At 40.3% G+C, this 22868-nt stretch carries 23 protein-coding genes, 3 pseudogenes and 1 riboswitch; of the genes and pseudogenes, 22 read left to right on the top strand and 4 right to left on the bottom strand.

Annotated elements, in window-relative coordinates:
- Positions 1-95 precede the first annotated feature (95 nt).
- From hppD to V7654_RS08560, 12 genes and pseudogenes are all read left to right on the top strand, one after another.
- Positions 96-1211 carry a 4-hydroxyphenylpyruvate dioxygenase gene (gene hppD / locus V7654_RS08610; protein WP_335429932.1) on the top strand — a complete coding sequence of 372 codons (1116 nt, stop codon included), beginning with the start codon at positions 96-98 and terminating at the stop codon, positions 1209-1211.
- Positions 1212-1284: 73 nt separating this feature from the next.
- The gene (gene hisC, locus V7654_RS08605; RefSeq protein WP_335429931.1) at positions 1285-2376 is read left to right on the top strand and encodes a histidinol-phosphate transaminase; all 1092 of its coding nucleotides are present in this window, start codon (positions 1285-1287) and stop codon (positions 2374-2376) included.
- Between the two features lie 3 nt (positions 2377-2379).
- On the top strand, positions 2380-2991 hold the full coding sequence (locus tag V7654_RS08600; RefSeq protein WP_335429930.1) for a flavin reductase family protein: 612 nt from the start codon (positions 2380-2382) through the stop codon (positions 2989-2991).
- 8 nt (positions 2992-2999) lie between these two features.
- On the top strand, positions 3000-3923 hold the full coding sequence (locus tag V7654_RS08595) for a fumarylacetoacetate hydrolase family protein (protein WP_335429929.1): 924 nt from the start codon (positions 3000-3002) through the stop codon (positions 3921-3923).
- Between the two features lie 15 nt (positions 3924-3938).
- On the top strand, positions 3939-5096 hold the full coding sequence (locus V7654_RS08590) for a homogentisate 1,2-dioxygenase (RefSeq protein WP_335429928.1): 1158 nt from the start codon (positions 3939-3941) through the stop codon (positions 5094-5096).
- Between the two features lie 194 nt (positions 5097-5290).
- Positions 5291-6898, top strand: a complete 1608-nt coding sequence (locus V7654_RS08585; RefSeq protein ID WP_438825273.1) for a ribonuclease J — start codon at positions 5291-5293, stop codon at positions 6896-6898.
- Between the two features lie 322 nt (positions 6899-7220).
- A complete protein-coding gene (locus tag V7654_RS08580; RefSeq protein ID WP_335429926.1) occupies positions 7221-7634 on the top strand; it encodes an SRPBCC family protein in 414 nt (137 codons plus the stop codon).
- Position 7635: 1 nt separating this feature from the next.
- On the top strand, positions 7636-7959 hold the full coding sequence (locus tag V7654_RS08575; protein ID WP_335429925.1) for an ArsR/SmtB family transcription factor: 324 nt from the start codon (positions 7636-7638) through the stop codon (positions 7957-7959).
- Positions 7960-7985: 26 nt separating this feature from the next.
- Positions 7986-8381, top strand: coding sequence for a VOC family protein (locus V7654_RS08570; RefSeq protein WP_335429924.1), 396 nt, complete (start codon positions 7986-7988; stop codon positions 8379-8381).
- A 199-nt stretch (positions 8382-8580) separates the two neighbouring features.
- Positions 8581-11763, top strand: a complete 3183-nt coding sequence (locus tag V7654_RS08565; protein WP_335429923.1) for a DEAD/DEAH box helicase — start codon at positions 8581-8583, stop codon at positions 11761-11763.
- 120 nt (positions 11764-11883) lie between these two features.
- Positions 11884-12291 (top strand): annotated as a pseudogene (locus tag V7654_RS23915) (peroxiredoxin family protein); the annotation flags it as partial.
- A gap of 27 nt (positions 12292-12318) precedes the next feature.
- On the top strand, positions 12319-13194 hold the full coding sequence (locus V7654_RS08560) for a methyl-accepting chemotaxis protein (protein WP_438825272.1): 876 nt from the start codon (positions 12319-12321) through the stop codon (positions 13192-13194).
- 155 nt (positions 13195-13349) lie between these two features.
- On the opposite strand, the gene V7654_RS08555 is transcribed toward V7654_RS08560, so the two are convergent.
- Positions 13350-14189: an STAS domain-containing protein gene (locus V7654_RS08555; protein ID WP_335429922.1), complete on the bottom strand. Its 840-nt coding sequence runs from the start codon at positions 14187-14189 to the stop codon at positions 13350-13352.
- A gap of 339 nt (positions 14190-14528) precedes the next feature.
- Between V7654_RS08555 and V7654_RS08550 the strand changes: the two genes are divergently transcribed.
- On the top strand, positions 14529-14996 hold the full coding sequence (locus V7654_RS08550) for a GNAT family N-acetyltransferase (protein ID WP_335429921.1): 468 nt from the start codon (positions 14529-14531) through the stop codon (positions 14994-14996).
- A 59-nt stretch (positions 14997-15055) separates the two neighbouring features.
- On the opposite strand, the gene V7654_RS08545 is transcribed toward V7654_RS08550, so the two are convergent.
- The gene (locus V7654_RS08545; protein ID WP_335429920.1) at positions 15056-16312 is read right to left on the bottom strand and encodes a cation:dicarboxylate symporter family transporter; all 1257 of its coding nucleotides are present in this window, start codon (positions 16310-16312) and stop codon (positions 15056-15058) included.
- Positions 16313-16426: 114 nt separating this feature from the next.
- A riboswitch (cyclic di-AMP (ydaO/yuaA leader) is annotated at positions 16427-16568 on the bottom strand.
- 290 nt (positions 16569-16858) lie between these two features.
- On the opposite strand from V7654_RS08545, the pseudogene V7654_RS08540 reads away from it, so the two are divergent.
- Positions 16859-17278 (top strand): annotated as a pseudogene (locus V7654_RS08540) (GNAT family N-acetyltransferase); the annotation flags it as partial.
- A gap of 22 nt (positions 17279-17300) precedes the next feature.
- Here V7654_RS08540 and V7654_RS08535 read toward each other — a convergent pair.
- Together V7654_RS08535 and V7654_RS08530 are read right to left on the bottom strand one after the other, a co-directional pair.
- Positions 17301-17813, bottom strand: coding sequence for a phosphatase PAP2 family protein (locus V7654_RS08535; protein ID WP_335429919.1), 513 nt, complete (start codon positions 17811-17813; stop codon positions 17301-17303).
- A 351-nt stretch (positions 17814-18164) separates the two neighbouring features.
- Entirely contained in the window at positions 18165-18494 is a 330-nt protein-coding gene (locus tag V7654_RS08530) for a DUF4257 domain-containing protein (protein ID WP_335429918.1), read from the bottom strand.
- Between the two features lie 278 nt (positions 18495-18772).
- On the opposite strand from V7654_RS08530, the gene V7654_RS08525 reads away from it, so the two are divergent.
- From V7654_RS08525 to V7654_RS08485, 8 genes and pseudogenes are all read left to right on the top strand, one after another.
- A complete protein-coding gene (locus V7654_RS08525) occupies positions 18773-19216 on the top strand; it encodes an NUDIX hydrolase (protein WP_335429917.1) in 444 nt (147 codons plus the stop codon).
- Between the two features lie 124 nt (positions 19217-19340).
- Positions 19341-19937: a kinase gene (locus V7654_RS08520; RefSeq protein ID WP_335429976.1), complete on the top strand. Its 597-nt coding sequence runs from the start codon at positions 19341-19343 to the stop codon at positions 19935-19937.
- A 46-nt stretch (positions 19938-19983) separates the two neighbouring features.
- Positions 19984-20214 carry a phosphotransferase-like protein gene (locus V7654_RS08515; RefSeq protein ID WP_335429916.1) on the top strand — a complete coding sequence of 77 codons (231 nt, stop codon included), beginning with the start codon at positions 19984-19986 and terminating at the stop codon, positions 20212-20214.
- On the top strand, positions 20187-20543 hold the full coding sequence (locus tag V7654_RS08510) for a phosphotransferase-like protein (RefSeq protein ID WP_335429915.1): 357 nt from the start codon (positions 20187-20189) through the stop codon (positions 20541-20543). Before V7654_RS08515 ends, V7654_RS08510 begins: the two co-directional genes overlap by 28 nt.
- Before the next feature lie 19 nt (positions 20544-20562).
- Positions 20563-21186: pseudogene (locus tag V7654_RS08505) on the top strand (DUF4253 domain-containing protein).
- Positions 21187-21191: 5 nt separating this feature from the next.
- The gene (locus tag V7654_RS08495; RefSeq protein WP_335429913.1) at positions 21192-21536 is read left to right on the top strand and encodes a hypothetical protein; all 345 of its coding nucleotides are present in this window, start codon (positions 21192-21194) and stop codon (positions 21534-21536) included.
- A gap of 27 nt (positions 21537-21563) precedes the next feature.
- On the top strand, positions 21564-22592 hold the full coding sequence (locus V7654_RS08490) for a DUF2332 domain-containing protein (RefSeq protein WP_335429912.1): 1029 nt from the start codon (positions 21564-21566) through the stop codon (positions 22590-22592).
- Between the two features lie 35 nt (positions 22593-22627).
- Positions 22628-22861 (top strand): hypothetical protein, encoded by a 234-nt coding sequence (locus tag V7654_RS08485; protein ID WP_335429911.1) that lies wholly within the window; start codon positions 22628-22630, stop codon positions 22859-22861.
- The last annotated feature ends 7 nt before the right edge of the window (positions 22862-22868 follow it).

Below are 22868 nucleotides of genomic sequence, written 5' to 3'. Positions count from 1 at the left end.
AGCATTATAGCTTTACATCGTGTTCTTGAGAGCATAGCTATAGTTAATGTAAAATAATTTTAAATATTATAAATATTTAAAATGGAGGTTTTAGGATGGAAGAGAAAGTGATGGTTTCTGGTCAAACAAATGAAGATTTTTTTCCTGTTAAGGATGTAGATTATTTGGAGCTTTATGTAGGGAATGCAAAGCAGACGGCTCACTTTTTTCAGACGGCTTTCGGCTTTAAGGTTGTAGGCTATTCAGGCCTTGAAACTGGCAATCGTGAAACGACTTCATTTGTTCTTCAGCAGCGTAAAATTCGCTTGGTGGTGACGGGAACATATAGTGACTCCACTCGTGTTGCTCAGTTTGTAAAAACTCATGGTGACGGTGTTAAGGATATTGCGTTGGCTGTTGATGATGTTGAAAAGGCTTACCAATCTGCAGTCAGCCGCGGCGCAATTGAAATCCAGCCTCCACATGAGCTTTCAGATGAGCATGGCACTTTGAAAAAGGCAATCATCGGAACTTATGGTGATACAATCCATACGCTTGTTGAAAGAAAAGATTACAAAGGATTTTTCATGCCGGGATTCGTAGAGCATGAAACGAATGTACCTTTTGTGGATGCTGGCTTCATCGGCATCGACCATGTTGTTGGCAATGTTGAGAGAATGGAAGAATGGGTTAACTATTATGCCAATGTAATGGGCTTCCAGGAAATGAAGCACTTCACAGATAAGGACATAGTGACTGAGTATTCAGCGTTAATGTCCAAGGTTATGCACAACGGCGGCAGAATCAAATTCCCAATCAATGAGCCAGCTGAAGGGAAGCGCAAATCGCAGATACAGGAATACCTTGAGTTCTATAACGGTCCTGGCGTCCAGCACCTTGCCATCCTGACTGAGGATATCGTCAGCACAGTCTCAACGCTGCGTAAAAACGGCGTAGAATTCCTAAGCACACCTGACTCTTACTATGAAATGCTGTCAGAACGTGTAGGGAAAATTGATGAAGAAATCGATAAGCTTAAAGAGCTTAGCATTTTAGTAGATCGTGACGACGAAGGCTATCTGCTGCAAATTTTTACAAAGCCAATCGTCGACCGTCCAACATTGTTCATCGAGATCATTCAGCGTAAAGGCGCACGAGGATTTGGTGAAGGAAACTTCAAAGCCCTATTTGAATCAATTGAACGTGAACAAGAAAGACGCGGCAACCTTTAAAAGCCGGATCAAAAGGGGGCAATCGCTCCCTTTTCTTCTTATTTAAGATTGCGATCAAATTAGGGGGATGAACATGAATGTAAAAGCACGAGCAGAACTAGAAGGGATTACACCATATGCCCTCGGCCAGACAATAGCGGAAATCAAGGAGCAATATGGAATCACCACAGTAAGAAAGTTATCCGATAACGAAAATGTGTATGGTACTTCAATGATGGTCCGACAGGCGATCATCCAAGAAACGATGAATCTTAGCTTGTATCCGGATGGTTTGACTTCAAAGGTCGTTGAAAAATTATCCTCACATTATCAAATTGAACCGAAGCATTTTCTTGTATCAAATGGTTCAGAGGAGATCCTCAGGCTCCTCACAAGAGCGTATATCGATAAAAATGATGAAGCCGTCATGGCTGAAGTGACGTTTCCGCGTTATAAAACAAATGTGTTGATTGAAGGTGGCAATGCCGTTACAGTGCCTATGTTAGTGGGCAAGCATGACCTTGAAAAAATGCTGCAGGCAATCAATGAAAAAACAAAAATGGTATTTGTCTGCAATCCTAATAACCCAACTGGAACAATCGTCGCAAAACAGGAGCTGCTTTCTTTTATAGCCAGTGTTCCTTCCCATGTTTTAATCATCATCGATGAAGCTTATTTTGAATATGCGGATTCTGAAGAGTATCTGGATACGATGCCTTTGCTAAAACAATATCAAAATCTAGTGATTCTCAGGACCTTTTCGAAAATCTATGGGCTCGCAAGCCTCCGCATTGGCTATGGAATTATGCATGAAGAGATCGCGAAGGAACTCCATAAGGTGCGTGATGTCTTTAACGTCAACCAGCTTGCACAGGCTGCTGCAGTGGCGGCGCTGGAAGACCAGAACTTCGTAAAGGATTGCTCAGCTAAAAATAGCATTGAAAGAGACTTTTTGAGCGCTAAATTCAAGGAGCTTGAAATTGATAGCTTTCCGTCACAATCGAACTTTTTATATGCGTTCACAAACAAGCCAGTTATTCAGAAGCTTACTGAAAATGGCATACTGGTGCGACAGATGCAGCTGCCTGTTTATAAGGAAGCGTTCCGGATTACGCTCGGAACTCGTGATGATCATGAATTCATTTTGCAAGTTGTCGGCCAGCTTTTTCATGAAAGGGCGGTGTAGGCTTTGGAAATCAAAACAGACTCCCTTGAATGGAGAGACGCGTATAAACTGCTGCAAGGCTCTATTCTTCCTCGGCCGATTGCCTTCGTATCAAGCGTGGATGAGAACGGCAATGCCAATCTTGCTCCATTCAGCTTTTTCACAGCGATCAGTGCCGATCCGATGATGGTCTGCTTTTCGCCGATGCGAAGAGGAACGGATGGCGCGAAGAAGGATACTCTGAAAAATATAGAAGCGACAAAGCAATTCGTCATCAATATTGTCAGCGAGGAATTCGTTGGGCAAATGAACGAGTGTGCGACCGAGTTCTCTTCAGAAGTGGATGAATTCGAGGCCTCAGGTCTTACTAAGGAAAAGAGCTTAGCAGTCATAGCGCCTAGGGTTAAGGAATCTCAGATCCATCTCGAATGTGAATTAGATCAGGTCCTCCATTTCGGCGGCGATCATGCAGGTGCCGGAAGCCTGGTAATCGGCAAGGTAATTCATGTTCATGTGAGTGACGAGCTATATGAAAGCGGCAGGATCATCTCTGTAAAATTAAACCCTGTAGGCAGGCTTGCTGGTGCCACTTATACGCTGCCTCTGGCAAAAACGTTTGAACTGCAAAGAAAATAGGTGATGACATGAAATTCATTACGTTTATGAAAAAAGATGGCTCGGTCAGTGCGGGCTGGATTAACTCCAGAAATATGGCAGTGGATATGCACGAAGCCTCAAATGGAACACTGCCAGATAATATGCTTGCCTTTATCGAAAACCATGAAAAGTACATGGAATATATCGAACAATATAAAGGGTTAATCGAAACGGGGAACGGCTCTTATCCAATGGAGGATGTCTCGTTAAAAGCTCCGCTGCCAAATCCAAAAAGCGTGCGCGATTTTTATGCGTTTGAACAGCATGTAAAAACGGCTAGGGAAAACCGTGGTCTGGAGATGATTCCAGAATGGTATGAGATTCCTGTATTTTATTTTACCAACCACCTTGCAATTAAGGGGCCTGAAGAAGAAATCAGAAGGCCAAAAGCATGTGAATGGCTCGACTATGAGCTTGAAATCGCATGTGTCATTGGCAAGGAAGGTCGAAATATCAAAGCTGAGGATGCTGAACAGCACATTTTTGGCTTTTTTATCATGAATGACTGGAGTGCCCGTGATTTGCAACGCAAGGAAATGATGGTTGGCCTCGGTCCTGCAAAAGGGAAGGACTTTGCGACTTCCTTTGGTCCGTATTTGATTACAAAGGACGAACTAAAATCCCTTAAAGCAAAAAAGGGTTATGATCTTGAAATGACTGCAAGGGTAAATGGCAAGGTACTTTCAAAGGGGAATATGAAGGACCTTTACTATTCCTTCGGAGAAATGATCGAGCGCGCTTCTGCAGGCACGAGCCTTTTTCCAGGGGAAGTCATCGGATCTGGGACTGTCGGAACAGGCTGCATTCTTGAGCTTGGAACAGATGTGCACCGCTGGCTGGAACCAGGGGATGAAGTTGAACTTGAGATTACCGGACTTGGTGTCCTGAAAAATAAAATCATAGAAGATTAGAAGGAAGGTGTTTTCATGTATTACCGCCAGCTTGGAAAAATCCCGAAGAAACGCCATACCATTTTTAAGAAGGAAGACGGCTCACTTTTTAGGGAGCAGGTTATGGGAACAAAGGGTTTCTCGGGAACACAGTCGATCCTTTATCACCACCATATGCCTACAGAGGTTGCGAAAAGTGAATTGATCGGCAGCTATCTTCCTGAATATGAAGAGCAGGGATCTTTGAACCACAGGCATTTTTTAACTGATCAAATCACGAAAACCGGGGATGCCCTAAATGGAAGGGAGTATATTCTCGGCAATGATGACCTGTTGATTGGAACTGCGAATATAACGGAGGCGATGAAGCAGTTTTACCGTAATGGCGATGGGGATGAGATGCTGTTCATCCACCATGGCTCAGGACTGGTGGAAACAATGTTTGGAACGTTGCCATATCGTCCTGGAGACTATGTTGTTATTCCAATCGGAACCATCTATCGAGTTATTCCTGATACTGCAGAACCGACTAAAGCACTGATTGTTGAATCGTTCAGCCAGATTACGACTCCGCGCCGTTATCGCAATGAATATGGGCAGCTGCTTGAGCACAGCCCGTTCTGTGAGCGCGATATCCGCGGACCTGAAACACTTCAAACCTTTGCAGATAAAGGCGAATACGAGATAATCACCAAGACGCGCGGCTACCTTCATCGCCATGTACTGAACCACCATCCGCTTGACGTGGTAGGCTGGGATGGCTATCTGTATCCTTGGGCGTTCAATATCGAGGATTTCGAGCCGATTACCGGGCGGGTCCATCAGCCGCCGCCAGTCCATCAAACTTTTGAAGGCCATAATTATGTTATTTGTTCATTTGTACCGCGGCTATATGATTACCATCCGGAAGCGATTCCCGCACCATACTATCACAGTAACGTCAACAGTGATGAGCTGCTGTACTATGTGGAAGGCAATTTCATGAGCAGGAAAGGAATCAAGGAAGGATCGATTACATTGCATCCAAGCGGAATTCCACATGGGCCGCATCCAGGTAAAACAGAAGCGAGTATCGGTAAAAAGGAAACACTTGAGCTTGCTGTGATGATTGATACCTTCAAGCCGCTGAAAACGGTCAAGAAAGCGAAAGAGATTGAAGACGAACAATATATGTATACCTGGATTGAAAAATAACTACTTTAACACACCCTTCCTAAAGGGTGTGTTTTTTTATTGAAGGATTTGGTTATTTGTCCTCCTCTTAGGGAAATCCATTAATAAACAATCTCAACATAGGAAACACTAACAAAATCTATTTCGGATTAGGAGGATTTGAATTGACCTTATCTATATTCGCCTTAGGCGGCATAAACGAAATTGGGAAAAACATGTATGGTATCCAGTATGATGATGACATTTTTGTTGTTGACTGTGGTGGTAAATTTCCGGATGAAAGTTTGTTAGGGATTGATTTAATTATCCCGGAATTAACGTATCTTGAAGAAAATAAAGAAAAAATCCGTGCTTTAATCGTGACACATGGGCATGAGGACCATATTGGCGGTGTTCCATATTTCTTTAAAAAATTAAATGTTCCTATTTATGCGACTGATTTCACATTAGGATTGATCGAACTGAAATTAAGTGAACATAGGCTTTTAAGAGATACTGAACTCATCAAGGTTCATTCAGATTCACAGATCGATTTCGGCCAGGTCAAAGTTTCATTTTTCAAAGTTAGCCACAGCATTCCGGATTGCCTGGGAATTGTATTCCACACACCAGAGGGAAATGTTGTACATACGGGGGATTTCAAATTTGACCTAACACCAGCAAATGATGAGCAGTCTGAGATTCATAAAATGGCACAAATCGGGACTGAAGGCGTAACAGTTTTATTATCAGAAAGTACAAACGCAGAACGTACCGGATTGACACCATCTGAACGAATGGTTGCAGGCCACCTGGAAGAAGCATTTATGAAGGCGGATGGTAAAATCTTTGTTTCTACTTTTGCATCGAATGTAAATCGTGTACAGCAGGTTGTTGAAGCTGCTATCAAGACAAATAGAAAGCTTGCATTACTGGGCAGGAGCATGGTGAATGTTGTAGATGTCGCAATCGAACGCGGATACTTGAATGTACCAGAAGGCATGCTAATTGAGCCAAAGGTCGTCGACCAACTGGATCCTGAAAAGGTAGCGATTTTATGTACGGGAAGCCAGGGTGAACCAATGGCTGCTCTTGCCCGCCTTGCAACTGGTAATTTCCGCGATGTTTCCATTTACCCTGGTGATACAGTGATCATGGCAGCTTCCCCAATTCCAGGAAATGAAAAAGATGTATCGCGAATTATTGATAATCTTTTTAAACTAGGCGCTAAGGTCATATATGGTTCAGGCAGCACGACAGGAATGCATGTTTCTGGCCACGGCTACCAGGAAGACTTGAAGCTGATGCTTACTTTGATGAAACCGAAGTATTTCATCCCGATACACGGCGAATATCGTATGCTGCATCATCATCGCTTGCTGGCTGAATCGGTCGGAGTGGAGAAGGGAAATACGTTTATTATAAAAAATGGTGATGTAGTTGATATTGAAAATTCAACAGCGAGACAAACTCGCAGCATTCCTGCTGGTGATACGTATGTAGATGGAGTAAGCGTTGGTGATGTCGGGGAAATTGTACTTAGAGACAGGAAACAGCTGTCTGAGGATGGTATGCTCGTCATAGTGTTAACGCTGAGCAAAACAGAACGGAAAATCATTTCAGGACCAGATACCATTTCGCGAGGATTTGTTTTTGTTAAAAACTCAGAGGATTTAATGAGAGATGTAAACAGAATTGTCACGAAAACAGTTACCGACATGCAGGAAGATAATATTTACAGATGGAATGTGATTAAACAAGGCATCAAGAAAGCGGTAGGGCAGCATATTTTTCAACAGACAAGAAGAAAGCCGATGATCCTGCCAATCATAATTGAAATATAAGATAATTTTCCAAAGTCCACATCGGAAATGATTTGGACTTTTTTTTCTTATCATGTTGTCATTCGATTGGCTATGTTTAAGGTGCAGGTGCGAATGATCAAAAAAGGGATAGGGCGAATCGAAATCTCTCTTTGATGGGAGTGTCTCTCATACAAACTGAGGATTTATTAAATTAGTAACATTACTATCACAGACACCTTTGGGGAAGAATTTAATTTAGATAAAAAATAAAAATATTCTTACCCAGATTGACATAACACTAAAAGGTGTTGTAATTTAAATATAACACTAAAAGGTGTTATTAATATTTGGAGGTTTTAGAATGCAAACATTACCTGAAATCCGCAAAACAGTTTTACTTAATGCGCCAATTGAAAAAGTATGGAAAGCAGTTGCTACTTCTGAAGGGATTGCTCGCTGGTGGATGCCAAACACTTTTGAACCTGAACTGGGTAAAGAATTCATCCTACATGCAGGCCCTTTTGGTGATTCTCCTTGTAAAGTAACTGAGTTGGCTCCGCCAAACCGTTTGGGCTTTGACTGGGGAAAGGACTGGCATCTTGTATTTGAATTGAAGCAGGTTGATGAAAAAACGGAATTCACCCTGATTCATTCTGGCTGGGATCCTGAAAAAGCTACTGAGTTCGGACAGCCTCACTCAATTGTCCAGGGCATAATGGACAACGGCTGGGATAAGATTGTGAAAGAAGCACTTCCAGCCTACCTGGAGGCATAGCATGGGGGCTGCTGAGGCAAAGCATGATGTCTTCCAGGCTATAGCTGACCCAACCCGCCGCCAAATATTAAAATTGCTCGCAGACAAGGAAATGCCGATCGCTTCCATTACAGAAAGCTTTCCAATCACTAGGACCGCTGTTAATAAACATCTGTTTGTTCTGTCAGAGGCAGGGCTTGTTTCGAGCAGGAGGATAGGAAGGGAAACTCGGTTTTCACTTCAGCCAGAACCATTGCAGGAATTAAAAGAATGGCTATCTTTTTTTGAACTTTATTGGGATAACAAACTTATTTCCTTGAAGAACTTTGTGGAATCAGATGAGTAACCAAATAACAAAGGAGTTAGTTTAGTATGGAGAAAGTAACCCCATTTTTAATGTTTGAAGGTCAAGCAGAAGAAGCGATGAATTTTTATACTTCCTTGATAGAGGACTCTGAAATTACCAGCATTGCAAAATATGGTGCTGAAGGGCCTGGAAAAGAAGGCAGCGTCATTCAGGCTACATTTACTCTAAAAGGACAGGAATTTATGTGTATAGACAGCTATGTTCAGCATGAATTTACATTCACACCTTCATACTCCACGTTTCTGACTTGCAGCAGCGAACAGGAAATAGACGATCTATTTGAAAAATTATCTGAAGGTGGAAGCACCTTGATGCCACTAGGGGACTATTCCTTTAGCAAGAAATTCGGATGGATAGTGGACAAGTTTGGCGTTTCCTGGCAGCTTTCTCTTCCATTTTAAACATATAAAGCCTGGAGTCATTCTCCATGCTTTTTTTGTGCATTCATACTTAACAAAAGATGAGATAAAGTCTACACTATTAACATTGATTCCTATAAGTTGTTTTCTCATGAATTTTCAACATATTTATAACACCTACCTAAAAGAGTTTTAGAAAAGAGTTTATATAAAATAAAGCATCCAAAGGAGGAAGCAGGGCATGGAAATAAAATTGAACCATAATATCATAAAAGATTTGTGCGGAACTGTTTCCTTCAAGCGTGGGGATGCTTTTTACCGGGCAGATAAAGTGAAATTTGAAAATTATAGCCATCAACGTGTGGAAGCGGCCGTTACGGGTGCCGATGTATTCCATGTAACTGTTATATCAAATGAGGATGGTGGATTCGTTACGGCTTGCACTTGTCCAAAGTTGGCTTCCGTCAAAAATGAATGCCAGCACACCGCAGCTGTTTTATTGGCTATGATGGATCAACAAAAGCAAATCCCTACAGCTGCTCCTTATAACCAGGATTCATTAAATGGACTGGCAGATGGCTTGCTGTCTATTTTCAGTGAGCAGCCACGGAGGTCGAGCGGGCACCAGCTGCATTTCGAAACAAGAAAAGTGTTAAATGCAGAGTTCCTAATAAAGCCCATTGAGGCTGGCGACAAGCAAAACATTATTGGTATTTCAATGAAGATTGGTTCCATACCAATAAAGGACATTAGTGGATTTTTAAAGGATGTAAAAGAAGGGAAAACAAATTCACTTTCAAGTTTGTTCACATATGATCCAATGCTGCATTGCTTCCAAAATGAAGCAGATGCCATCATTCAAAAGTTGATTCAGGTTACAATGGACTCCGACTCACTGCCGAATGGCTTAGAGAGCAATGATGAAAATTTAATCATACCGCCTACTATATGGACTCAATTGCTGCCATTGCTAACAAAGACTCCGCATGTAAAGATTGGGCATAAAGGTGAAATATTTGATGGACTTTCTATAACTAAGGGGAAATTGCCATTAACATTTAATTTTGAAGTAACAGTTCAAAAGTATTATCACCTGAAAATAAAGGGACTAAAACAGCTTACCGTGCTGAACTCATATGATTCTGTTTTAGTTAGTGGCCAAGTAACTCAGCTTGAGACTGAGGATTGTGCTCGTCTGTTTGAGCTAAAACAGATGATTTTGGCAACAGATACTGAACAGATTCCGATTACGAAGGATCAAATCGGATTTTTTGTTGAAAAAGTGGTTCCTGGCTTGAGAAGACTTGGTGAGGTACAAATAAATGGCGATATTTCCAAGCATTTTATGAAAACGCCGCTGACTGCTAAATTGTACCTTGATCGCGTAAATAACCGACTGCTTGCGGGGCTTGAATTCCACTATGGGAATATCGTTCTCAATCCATTTGAGGGCAGGGAACCTAAGACAGGTTCACTGTTGGTCAGGGACAAGGAGAAGGAAGATTTAATCCTAGAAATGATGGAAGAGAGTTCGTTTGCAAAAACAGAAGGCGGATATTATCTACATAATGAAGATCTTGAGTATGAGTTTTTGTATCATATGATGCCGAAGCTTCAGAAGCTAGTGCAAATATACGCTACCACAGCCGTGAGGAATCGGATTTTCAGGGAACCTGCACGTCCGCAAATCAGGGTCAAAGTGAAAAAAGTGCGGACAAACTGGCTGGAGTTCAAATTCGAAATGGACAGTATCCCAGAGAGCCAGATTCGTGAGCTTTTGGACGCGCTGGAAGAAAAACGGAAATATTTCCGTTTGCGTAATGGTTCTCTGATGTCACTGGAGACAAGGGAATTTGAAGAAATCCAGCGCTTTTTAAAGGCTGGCGCCATCCAGAATGAAGACTTGGAGAAGGGATTGAACCTCCCGCTGATCCGGGGAATGCAGGTCCTTGATTCGTTCGATGATCAAGCTGTTTTTATGCTAGAGCAATCATTCAAAGAATTTTTAGCCGAAATCAGCCATTCAGGAAGCAATAAATTCAAATTGCCTGAAAAACTTGATTTGATTTTGCGGGATTACCAGAAACAAGGGTATCAATGGATGAAAACTCTCGCTAGCTATGGCTTTGGCGGAATCCTTGCTGATGATATGGGACTAGGAAAAACGTTACAAAGCATTGCCTACATTGCCTCCGTGCTCCCTGATCTAAAGAAAATGAAGCTCCCAGTATTGATTGTTTGTCCATCATCTCTAACGTATAACTGGCTCAGTGAGTTTATGAAATTTGCACCGGAAATTCAGGCTCTCATCATCAATGGCGAAAGCAAAGAACGGGCAAAGCTGTTTAAAGAACTGGATGATGTGGATGTCGTCATTACTTCTTATATGCTGCTGCGCAGGGACATTCACCTGTATGAAAAAATGTCCTTCCATACGATCTTTTTCGATGAAGCGCAGGCCTTTAAAAACCCTGTTACTCAGACAGCCAAGGCAGTACTCAAGTTGAAGGCTGAACATCGCTTCGCTCTTACAGGTACTCCTGTTGAGAATTCGATAGAAGAATTGTGGTCTATTTTCCGGGTTGTATTTCCAGAGCTTTTTAAAGGATTGAAGGAGTACAGCAATTTGCCAAGAAAAACAATCGCCCGGCGGATCCGCCCTTTTTTACTGCGGAGGATAAAGGAAGACGTCCTGGGAGAGCTTCCTGAAAAAGTTGAGTCCATTGACACGGCCGAATTGCTGCCTGAACAAAAAAAGCTCTATGCGGCTTATCTTGCAAAGCTTCGCCATAAAACTCTGAAGCATCTTGATAAAGATACAATCCGTAAAAATCGGATTAAAATCCTGTCCGGCCTGACGAGACTAAGGCAAATTTGCTGCCATCCAGCTCTGTTTGTGGATGGGTATAAGGGGAGTTCAGCCAAATTTGAGCAGCTTCTTAAAATCATCGAAGAAGCAAGGCTTTCTGGCAGAAGAGTCCTTATTTTCTCGCAGTTTACAAAAATGCTTGGACTGATTGGAAAAGAGCTGACATATCAGGGCATTCCATTTTTTTACCTGGACGGTCAAACTCCATCTGAGGAACGAGTAGAGACATGCAATCGATATAATGAAGGGGAGCGGGACTTTTTCTTGATATCCCTGAAGGCTGGCGGGACAGGGTTGAATTTGACAGGTGCTGATACAGTGATTCTCTATGATCTATGGTGGAACCCGGCGGTTGAGGAGCAGGCTGCAGATCGTGCTCACAGGATGGGTCAAAAAAATACCGTCCAGGTAATCAAGCTGATTGCCCGCGGTACAATTGAGGAAAAAATGAATGAACTGCAGGATCGCAAAAGAAACATAATTGAAGAAATTATTGAAGAAAAAGCAACCGCAGCACTAACTGAAGAAGATATCCGGGAAATCCTGATGATTTAGAGGCTCATAGAGAGTTGTGACTTTAAGAATTGAGAAAAAAAGCCGATAATAATTCTGATGTCATCATAAAGACTGATTGGAGAAAGAGGAGAGATTTTATTGGCTAATAAAGGATTGAGTGTGGGGAAACAGGCGCCGGATTTTGCTTTGCCTGGTACGAACAATAAACAATATAGATTATCAGACTACAGTGAGCAGCCGGTCATTCTTGTTTTCTTAAGGGGAACGTGGTGACCGAATTGCCGAAATCAGCTGGTCCAGCTGAACGAATTTTATGATATCTTAAAGGAAAAAGGAATCCAGATCCTTGGGATTGCCGGACAGAACTTAAATGGAATCCAGGCATACGTGGATAAGGAGGGAATCAAGATTCCAATCCTTTCGGATGAAAATAGAGCAGTTATCAAACAATACGAGGTATTCGTGCCAATAAAATGGGATAGCTTCCGAATCGCGATCCCAAGTACGTACGTTTTGGATAAAAACCATACGATCCAATACAGTTATATCGGAGACTCACAATTTGACCGTCCAGCGATAGAAGAAATTATCCAGATGGCCAAAAGTCTTGAGCCCACATCTGATGTATCTGGAAAAGCTGCCGATTCGGGCCAAGCTGCGGTTTTTGTTGGAGCGATGAAGGAGACATTCCACGACATCGTTTTCTCGACCCAAACGATCAAGAAAAGTGTAAACCATAATTTATCTTCAATTGACGATCTGGCTGCTCAGCTCGAGCGCAATAATGAGTCACTTTCACAATTTTTTTCTGTCTTCGAGCAGATGGAATCCAAAATAAATAGGCATAGTGATACGATTCGTAAAGTGGTGGAGGAAACGTCGGCAATCTCCGAGGATAATAAACAGGCTTCAGCGCATATGGCACAGACATCTGAATTGCTTAAGGAGCTTGTGAGCCTGACGCAAATGGTCGGCAGCATTAGTTCAACGATTTCTGGCATTGCTGCACAAACGAAAATCCTGGCACTTAATGCATCAATCGAGGCAGCACGTGCCGGTGAGCATGGAAAAGGTTTTTCCGTAGTGGCGAAGGAAGTTGGAAAGCTTGCGACTGCTTCAGCCGAGGCTTCGCAAGATATTTCAGCTCAGCTCAATAGAATTGAAACTAAAATTAACTCGAGCTTTGATTCCTTTAAGGATTTTGACGGTCTTATGCATGAAATTGATGTCAAGGTTCAAGGTCAAACCAAGGAATTAACAGATGTTTCTTCAGGAATCCAGTCCATTCGCTATGAAAGCTCTGAGCTTGCTGAAAGCCTTAGACAAATTACAGAACAGCAGCAGATGCAGCAGAAACTGATTTTTTCCGTCAAAGAGCAGGAGTATACAATTGCGTCTGAAATAGAAGGAATCCACAAGGACATTGAGGAAAATAATAACCTTCTCCTTGAATTGGATAAAAGATTGTAAGATTTAATTGCGGAAAATACTTTTTATAGCGAGAATGAAAATTTAATAGCGAAAAACTATTTTTATATTGGACTAGAAATAATCATTGTTTTTCTTTCAGTTCGCTACATAAAACCCCCTTGTGCTATACAAGGGGGCTAACTTGTTCCTTAGACTTACATTACATTTTCACTATCAAGATAATGCTTTAGGGTTTGCTGCAGGGTTCCTCTTGTCTCTGCCTTCTGGATAAAGCTAATTCCTGTATGGATCATTCTTCTCACAAGCTCAGGGCGCATTCCTGTAATGACAGCCTTTGAACCCATCATGTTGATCCCATTCAAAACTTTTTGGAAATGGTCAATTACGTTCATTTCCATATCAGCAATACCGGATAGATCCATAATCAGAGTTTGGACTTTAAGTCGAGAAATATCCATTAGGACTTTTTCCTCGATAATTTGCATACGATATTCGTCGATCATGCCAATCAAAGGCAATACTGCCACTGAAGTGCTGATTGGAATGATCGGAACAGATAAATGTTCAACTAATTTTCTCTGAGAGTTCAGAAGTTCATCCTTATAATTGGTATAGCTCAGGAAGAAGGTATTCAAAAATTGGTCAACCTGTTCATTGATTCTCTTTTCCAGTTCGAAAAATTCGTTTCTATCACTGAATTTCCCGTTCATACGGTCAAACTGATTCAGAAATTGCCATAATGTACGTCTGATTGCCTGGACCCATTCCAACTTGAAGGCTACAGTCAAGGAATGTTCTGCCCAAGCAACGCCCTCTATTTCAGCAAAAGCAATTAAGCTTTCTTCATCCCGTTCTACAATATATCCTACTAATTTTTCAGCGTTTTTTAAAAGGTCGATGTTGCCTCTCAGCAAAATATCATGGATCTTGGTTGCTACATTTACAGCTTCTGATAATAACTTCTCTTCGAAAATCCCTCTGTTTGCTCTGATGAACTCGATTACTTCATCCTTTTGAACATAGGTTGCTTCCATTATGTGCACTCCCTTAGATAAATCAAATTTATATGAATATGAAGAAATATTAGTTAACACCATCAGTATAGGTAAAACCTTCTTGTAAGCAACTTTAGCAAAGGTCGTTGGAAAATTCAAATATTTGCAGGAAGCTCAGCTTTAAAATAGTAATGTGGAAGGAATTTAGCTACCTTGCAGCGAAATAGATGATGAAAATTATTATATCGCAAATATAGGTGGAATAAAAATGAGACTAACTGTCAACATCGAGAATGTCATTTCCAGGACTTATGACGAAGACTTTGAAGCCATTGCTGACCAGGATCAGAAAAATGAGAATAGAATGGGAGATTGTTAATGGGCGTCACACTTAAACCAATTACAAAAGAAAACTGGGAAGAAGCCATCGATTTAACCGTTAAAGAGGAGCAGAAGCATTTAATCGCTTCAAATTTATATTCGATTGCAGAGGTCCAGTTTCTTGAAAATTTCAAGGCATCAGGCATTTATTACGAAGAAAAGATGATTGGGTTTGCAATGTATGGAATCGATTCAGACGACAATAATTATTGGATATATCGTTTGATGCTTGATCAGGCTTATCAAGGCAAAGGATTTGGTGCCACATCTGTAAACTTAATTGTGGAAGAGATAAAGTGTATCAATTCAGCAAACATTCCATTTATCATGATTGGCTACCATCCAGAGAATGATGGGGCACGGTATGCATATAAAAAAGCTGGATTTGTTGAAACAGAAATGGCACCATGGGGGGAGCAGCTTGCTGCGTTTTATTTGGGTGATTTAATAGAAACAGTGGAATAAGATGCTCTAAATAAAGATAGCCAGCATGTGGTTTACACCAAGCTGGCTATCTGTTTCTATTAAGAAGCTTTATTTATAGCTGATGAAGTCTTTGCCGGTTTGAAGACACCTTCCCATTTAGCAATAACAATTGCAGCAAGGGAATTACCAACAACATTCACGGCAGTTCTTCCCATATCAAGGATCCTGTCAATACCAGCAATGAATGCCAAGCCTTCAACAGGTAGTCCGACCGTACCCAGTGTTGCTAAAAGAACTACGAAGGAAACACCAGGAACTCCGGCGATCCCTTTTGAGGTCACCATTAATACAAGCATTAAGGATACTTGTTCAGAGATGCTCATATCGATACCGTACATTTGGGCAATGAAGATCGCAGCCAATGCCTGGTAAAGTGTCGAGCCATCCAGATTAAAGGAATAGCCTGTTGGAATAACGAAAGAAGTAATATGTTTAGGTGCTCCTTCTTTCTCCATTTTATCCATGATTCTAGGCAAAACAGTTTCAGAGCTTGCTGTCGAGAATGCTAAAATTAATTCATCTTTTAGTGTTAAAATTAATTTGAAAATATTGTATCCAGCAAGCTTGGCTACAAGACCCAAAACACCAATTACAAAGAAAATCATTGTTCCATATACAGTCAGGACCAGTTTGCCGAGCGGAATCAAGGATTCAAGGCCGAATTTAGATACAGTAACCCCAATCAGGGCGAATACTCCGAATGGAGCGAACTTCATGATTTGGTTTGTTGCATAGAACATTGCGTCAGCCGTTCCTTGGAAAAATGCGATAACAGGTTTTCCTTTTTCACCAATTGCGGAGATTCCTAGTCCAAAAACGAGAGAAAAGAAAATGATCGCCAGCATATCGCCTTCAGCAACTGCTGCAATTGGATTTGTAGGTACGATTTCAACCAATGTAGTAATCATCGATTTTGTTTCCTGTGTTTCAGCAGTATCTACATAACTAGCAATATCGGTTTTATCAAGCTCGCTCATGTTTACCCCAGTTCCAGGGTGGAATACATTTGCAGCGATAATACCTACGATGATCGCAATGGTAGTTATGACCTCAAAATAAAGTAGCGTTTTACCGCCAATTTTACCTAACTGCTTAATATCGCCTACACCAGCAACTGCCACAACAATACTTGCAACAACGATTGGTACGACGATCATCTTAATTAATCGGAGAAAAATATCTCCAATCGGCTGCAGGTAAGAAGCAACAGCAGGATTTCCAAAGAAGACTGCGCCTACAATAATACCAAGAACCAGACCGATAAAAATTTGACCAGCTAAACTGATTTTTTTCATCTGCATTTCCTCACCTTCTGTAAAATTCTATGCTAAAAAAGCAATTGGCAATGGAAACAAGATCTTTCCTCCGCAAAAAAAGACACTTTGGGTGTCTATTAACAGAGTATTCTCCTCTGTTCCCTTAGTCGCTGACGAGGTTAGCTGTCGGGTTAGGAATTGGAAACACAAATCCCCTTCGTAATGAATTCACCCCAGGCGGAAACCGCCGTTTGGTTCCCCCGTTCTTATAAATAAGATTAAGCGGTAAATATTGATTTATATTATATCAATATTATTAATATGTAAATGTTAATTGATTTCCAGAGTATTAGTTTGTATTGAATTCATTAGGAAATAACGTGAATGCTCATGAAAACGGAAGGGGAATTTTTTAATTGCAGAACAAGATTTAATGATGATTTAGTGTTTTAATAACCAGAAGCAAGCCGAACATAAGGAGGATTTTTATTGTTATTCCAGAGTGGAAAGATAAAAGTATGAGAATTAGAAAAAAAGGATGCCGATTTTTTAGCTAAATGGCTATCAAATCCTGTTGTCCTTCAATTTTTTGAGGGAAGGGATCGTTCCTTTGATTTAGATATGGTTAGGGATGTGTTTTTTACATCTGATTCTGATGAAACACGATGCATTGTTCTTTTTGAGGATAAAGAAATAGGCTATATTCAATTTTATGAATTGGGACCGTCTGATCGTTTTGATTTTGGTTTAGACCAATCGGAAATCATATACGGTACAGATCAATTTATTGGAGAAATAAACTATTGGAACAAAGGAATAGGGCAGCTGTTAATGCAATCAATGTTAAATTATTTAATTGAACAAAAAGGAGCGGATCTGGTTATTGTCGATCCGCAAACCTGGAATGAAAGGGCAATAGCCTGTTATGAAAAAGTGGGATTCCAAAGTATAAATTCTTGCCCAAACATGAATGGCATGAAGGAGAACTTCGGGACAGCTGGCTGATGCAATATAAAGCAAAAAAATGTTAGATATCCTCGCCTGATCTATTGCCGGAAAAAATGTGTGTAACTATGCTGGAAAGGGAGCCTAAAATCGCGCTGCCGATTATATCGGACGGATAATGATGTCCAACCCAAATCCTTGAGAATCCTGTTAGTCCAGACATGAAGAGCATGAAGATACCTAGTGTTCGATGATACATGAAAATGGTTGTAGAAGCAGCAAAGGCAAGCAGTGTATGTTTGCTTGGGAAGGTTGAATCCATCTTCGAGGGGATAAGGATTCCTACGCGCCTTTTCTTAAAAGGACGGGGTTTATAAAAAAATAACTTAAATAAACTATGGATAAATAATGTGTAAAAGATTGAGCCGCCGGTTTCAACAGTTAGCCTCTTTTTAAATCGGTTTTTGATCAAAAAAACAACTAAAAACGAAATATATACATACCGGATTCTATTGGAAATGAGAATCATCAATTTATCAACGACCCAATTGCGTCCGGACAGCTGATTGATTAACTGAAATAGTCTAAGGTCCATCGGAGAACTCCTTAAGGTTGTTTTGTTTATTTTCTCCTGGCAATTATGAAACATGTATGGAAATAGAATCAATATTAGCTGGATAAATCAGGACAACAAATAAAGTTTCAGGAGGAGGCGAGTAATAATGGAATTGAGAAGGATAAAAGAAATTAATGAAATAACAGATTTTATCGCAAATCATAACAGCCTGCTACTCAAACATATAAAAGGCCAAATTTATTGAAAATAGGAAATGAAGATGGAAGAGGATTTTTAGAGGGATTAAAACTTTCCCAATTTCATTTTTACCAAAAAAAAATCAAGCACTCGCGTAGCTGCTTGAAAAATAATGCAGCAAACTTCTTTCTGTCAGGCTGAGGTATTGTTTTTTTCATTGCCGATATCCTCCGCGCCTCGGTTACTGTTGTCTACTCTAAACAATTCAAGCCCTCTTAATAATGCATCTCCACCAAAACCAGCCATTATTGACATCAAAAATACTCTTAACAGCGAATCCGCCTCTGACGATATTACGAGCAATGCAGCAGCTAAGGCACCTGTAAGAATTTCTTCTAGGAAACCAAGATAGATAAACTTCTTTGTCTTTCGGGGCATGATGATCTTGCCTCGTTTTCTCACATGGCCCGTCAATCCCACAAACCCACCAATCAGCATTGCCAAAATAATGCTTTCTGACATTCTTCTTCACACTCCTAAAGTCTAAATTTTTGTGGCTGACCTTAGGTAACTCTTGGTGTAATACTATTATACAAGTATCAATAGGAGAAAAGCATGTGTAAATTTAACGAATTTTCAGTACATTAAAATTAGTAAAAACTATGTGTAACTTTTTCAATTAATGCTTTTTTAATGTAATAAAGGGATCTCCTAGAAAAGTTACAGGTCCTTAGACTCAAAGGAGGAATTAATGTGAGGCGAGGCGAAGATTTATACAACAAATGATAAAGGAGCCAAAAATGTTCATTATCAATGTCGAGGGAGCCATATTTAGAGATGGAAAGTGGCTTATCATTGAAAGCAGTACCAAAGAAGAACACGCAGGAGGTCTGTTATCTTTGGTGGGAGGTACAGTGGAGAATGAGGGCAATACAAAGGACTTGCTTGAAAGAACTTTAAAAAGAGAACTGTATGAAGAAGTTGGAGTGACGATTAAGGACAAAGTTGAGTTCGTTCGCAATACTACTTTTATGCTTAGGGACGGAAAAGAAGTCATGGATTTTGTATTTCTAGCAGAGATAGAGTCGGGCGAGCCTTTTGCAAAAAGTCTGGATGAGGTTGATAAGGTATTATGGCTAACAACTGAAGAAACTCATGTCCATCCCAGGTCTCCAATCTGGCTGAAGGAAAGTATTCAAGAGGCAGACCTAGTTAGACGATGTTTGATAGCTATGGGACTTTAGCTACCTGCTTTAGGCGGCTTTCTTCATGAAAAGGAAATCTTACCCATTATGTGGAATTTTTATATGAGTGTATTAATGAAGGCATATAGCGGTTGAAAGGTGAGGAAGGCAATCAGTGGATGTCATACAAAATTTCGTATCACTATTTGAATCAGTTAACCGGGCAGAGCGTTTTATAGTAGGAATCGATGGCCTGAGCAGGTCCGGGAAAACTACACTTGTTAAAAACCTAGGCAATGTATTGGAGAAAATGGACATTCCGTATCAAATTTTGCATATAGATGATTTCATTGTAGAAAGGCCAAAGCGTTATCATACTGGCAATGATGAATGGTATGAATATTATTCCCTCCAGTGGGATGTACATTGGCTAAAAGAGAATCTTTTTGAAAAACTTCCTTGGTCGGAAACACTTATGCTGCCTTTTTATGATCATGAAAAAGACAGGCAAGTATTTAAAGAGGTAGGATTGAAAGAAGCGGCTGTGGTCATTGTAGAAGGAGTTTTCCTTTCAAGAGAGGAATGGAGAAATTTTTTTGACTATATTGCATTTCTTGATTGTCCAAGGGAAGTTAGGTTTTGCCGTGAAAGTAGTGGTACTCAACAAAACCTTCAAAAATTTGAACAGAGATATTGGAAGGCAGAAGATTTTTATTTGGAAACTGAATCACCGAAGGATAAGGCTAATTTAATTATTCCTTTTCAGCTATTAAAGGAGTGACTTGAGATAGCACAAACAATAAGGGTTTTTGCATCGGAGGAAGAAAATGAAAAAAGGTAAAATTATATTGTTAAACGGGGTTTCAAGTTCAGGGAAAACCTCTTTATCCAAGGAGCTAATAAATCTGCTGCCAGATTATTTTCATATAAGTATTGATGATTTTGATACCATTATTGAACGGATAGAGGACAGAGAGAATGACAGACTGATTCCAGTTCCAACTGAGCACTTTTTCACAGGAATCTTGCATTGTTCTCAGACAAGGGAGTCAATCTGATAGTCGACCAAATACTTCATGATGAAGATACTCTAAAGGATTGTGTGGCAATACTGGAGAACTATCTTGTGTTTTTCGTAGGGGTTCACTGTCCGGCTGGTGAGCTTAAACGCAGGGAGAAGGCTAGGGGTGACAGAACGCTTGGTCAGGCTGTCAGACAATTGGATTTTGTACATAAGCAGAAAGAGGTTTATGACGTAGAAGTTGATTCTTTTCAAATGAGTTTGGGCTCAGCAGCAAAAGTGATTGCTGAAAAGGTAAATGAGCTGGAAGCGCCGGCAGGCTGGAAAGCTACTGTACAGAATCTCAAGCAAACAAACCATTCGTAGATTAGCAGGTGATGAATAGATGGGCTGGAAGAAAATATTTGGTTTTGCAAAAAGTCAGGCTAAGCAAGTTAACGTTGAAGAATTGGCTATTCAGTTAGGATTTACAGAAGAAATGATAAAAGTCATAAAAAAGGCTGCAAATACAGATTTACGGCCTTTTTATTGGAAAGATTTATATTCAGAAGTTGACGACAAAGCAATTGGAATATCCTTTAATACGAAAGAGGATACAGCGGAACGTCTTCTCCATAAGCTGCAAACAGAGTTAAAGCCAATGGGCTGTTTAGCTTTTATCAATGAAAGAGGAAACAATAGCACTAGTGTGGGGATTGTAATAGGAGATGACCAGTTTGAGATACTTAAATTTCAGCAGACGAATGGGGAAAACTACGACATTAGTAATGGTGATGTAGTATTTAAATTAAAGGAGTGGCATAAACGATATTCCTTTACTATTATTGGGGCGGATTAGGATTGTGTTGAAGTCGATTTTGCCAAGTTTCCAACAAATACTGACTTGCAACCTTTCGTAAAAGAATTGTATGAATTTTGCCCAGACATCATCGACCAGGGAACAGGGAATATAGAAGGTTTTATTGAAGATCTGAAAGAGTTTAGAAAATTGGTTTTGTGGTGGGATTAGCGAATGTGAGAAAGATAAGAATAAAAGTTCATCATCGCTTCTTACTCATTTCTATTGCTATAGGATGGTTAGGAGTTTCGATTACACCATTTTTTGACTCCGTAATTGTTACTGCAGAATATGATTTAACAATGCACAAGCTTGGTTTTCCCTTGCCGATAATTGAACAGCATACATCGTTAACACCTTTGGAGGAAGCATTTCCGTTTCGATTGGGCCTGGTCAATCTACAAGAGAATCCCACTTCTCTACTAATAGGAAACTATTCATTACAAGTCATTTTAGCAAGTATCACCTTTTATTTTTTAATGATGACTTTTGCTAATTTAATGAGAAATCATAGAAATTGAAAATTGGTCAAAAGGGGGACGGGGAATTTGAGTGTTAATCATCTTGCTGAAAAATTTAGGGATTTTGCAATGAATGAGTGCAAAAATTCAAGTCCTTTATATGAATTCCTGGCAATGAAAATAGCTGAGGATGAGGAAGTTCTTGGTCTAGCCTTAAAAGCAAGGGAGGGCCAGCCTATCCCGAATCTGCTTTTTGGGGCAGTTCACTATCTATTGTTAAAAGGAAATGAGCATGAATTAAGAGAGTTCTATCCAAGCTTGGTAAAAAAACCGCGAAATCTGGAAGAGTCTTTAAAGTATTTCAGAGATTTCTGCGTACAAAAATCTAAAGAAATAAATGAGATGCTAACAAACAAGATTGTGCAAACAAATGAAGTTAGAAGGTGCTCATACCTCTATCCAGCTTTTAACTTTATATACGGAAAGACTCAAAAACCGCTGGCCTTAATTGAAATAGGCACAAGTGCAGGGCTGCAGCTCTTAGTCGATAAATACAGTTACTCGTATGGTACAGAGCGAAATTATGGGGATGAAAATTCAGGTGTACATATTTCAGCTGAAATAAGAGGTGACTACACCCCTTTGAATCAATTAGGTCATTTTAATGTGGCTTCAAGAATTGGAATAGACCTTCATATAAATGATGTATCAGATGAAGAAGATTACTTGTGGCTTAAATCGCTGATTTGGCCAGAACATCAAGAAAGACGTGAACTTTTCGAAAAGGCAGCATGGTATGTAAGGAACAATCCATTGAAATTAATAGAGGGTGATGGAGTCGAATTGCTTCAGAGCGTTTCAAAAGATATTCCTGATGATCAGATAATTTGTGTTTTCCATACTCACGTTGCCAATCAGATGCCTATTGAAACAAAGGAAAGACTCCTTCTGAACATCAAAAATATTGGAGAGAAGCGGGACATTTTCCATCTTTATAACAATATTCAGGACCGTGATCTCCACCTTGATTACTATTTGAATGGAAAAGAAAGCTTAAATAAAATAGCGGAAACTGAGGGGCATGGCAGATGGTTCACATGGCTGATGCCGGATTAAAGTCATGAAATAGCAGCCAATAAGGAGGTCAGCACATGATATTAGATGCTAGTTTGATATTTTGGATACTAGTTAGTGCTGCGAGTATTTTATTTGCTATCGGGATGATTAAGAAATCATGGAAAGTATTTTTATATAGTGGATTAACAATTTTTCTGCCCGCCATCTATTTCTTTGGTGCAGAGAATTGGTTCATGCTGCTCGGACTAGTGCCTTTGATTCCGTTTGGGATTGCTTTTATCATCGCAAAAAATCGTGTAACAGAATGAGGTGGTC

Source organism: Bacillus sp. JJ1609 (assembly GCF_036967045.1).
In the GTDB taxonomy this organism is placed as follows: Bacteria; Bacillota; Bacilli; order Bacillales; family Cytobacillaceae; genus Mesobacillus.
The sequence above is the reverse complement of the archived record's forward strand: the minus strand, read 5'-3'. Positions and strand labels throughout refer to the sequence as shown.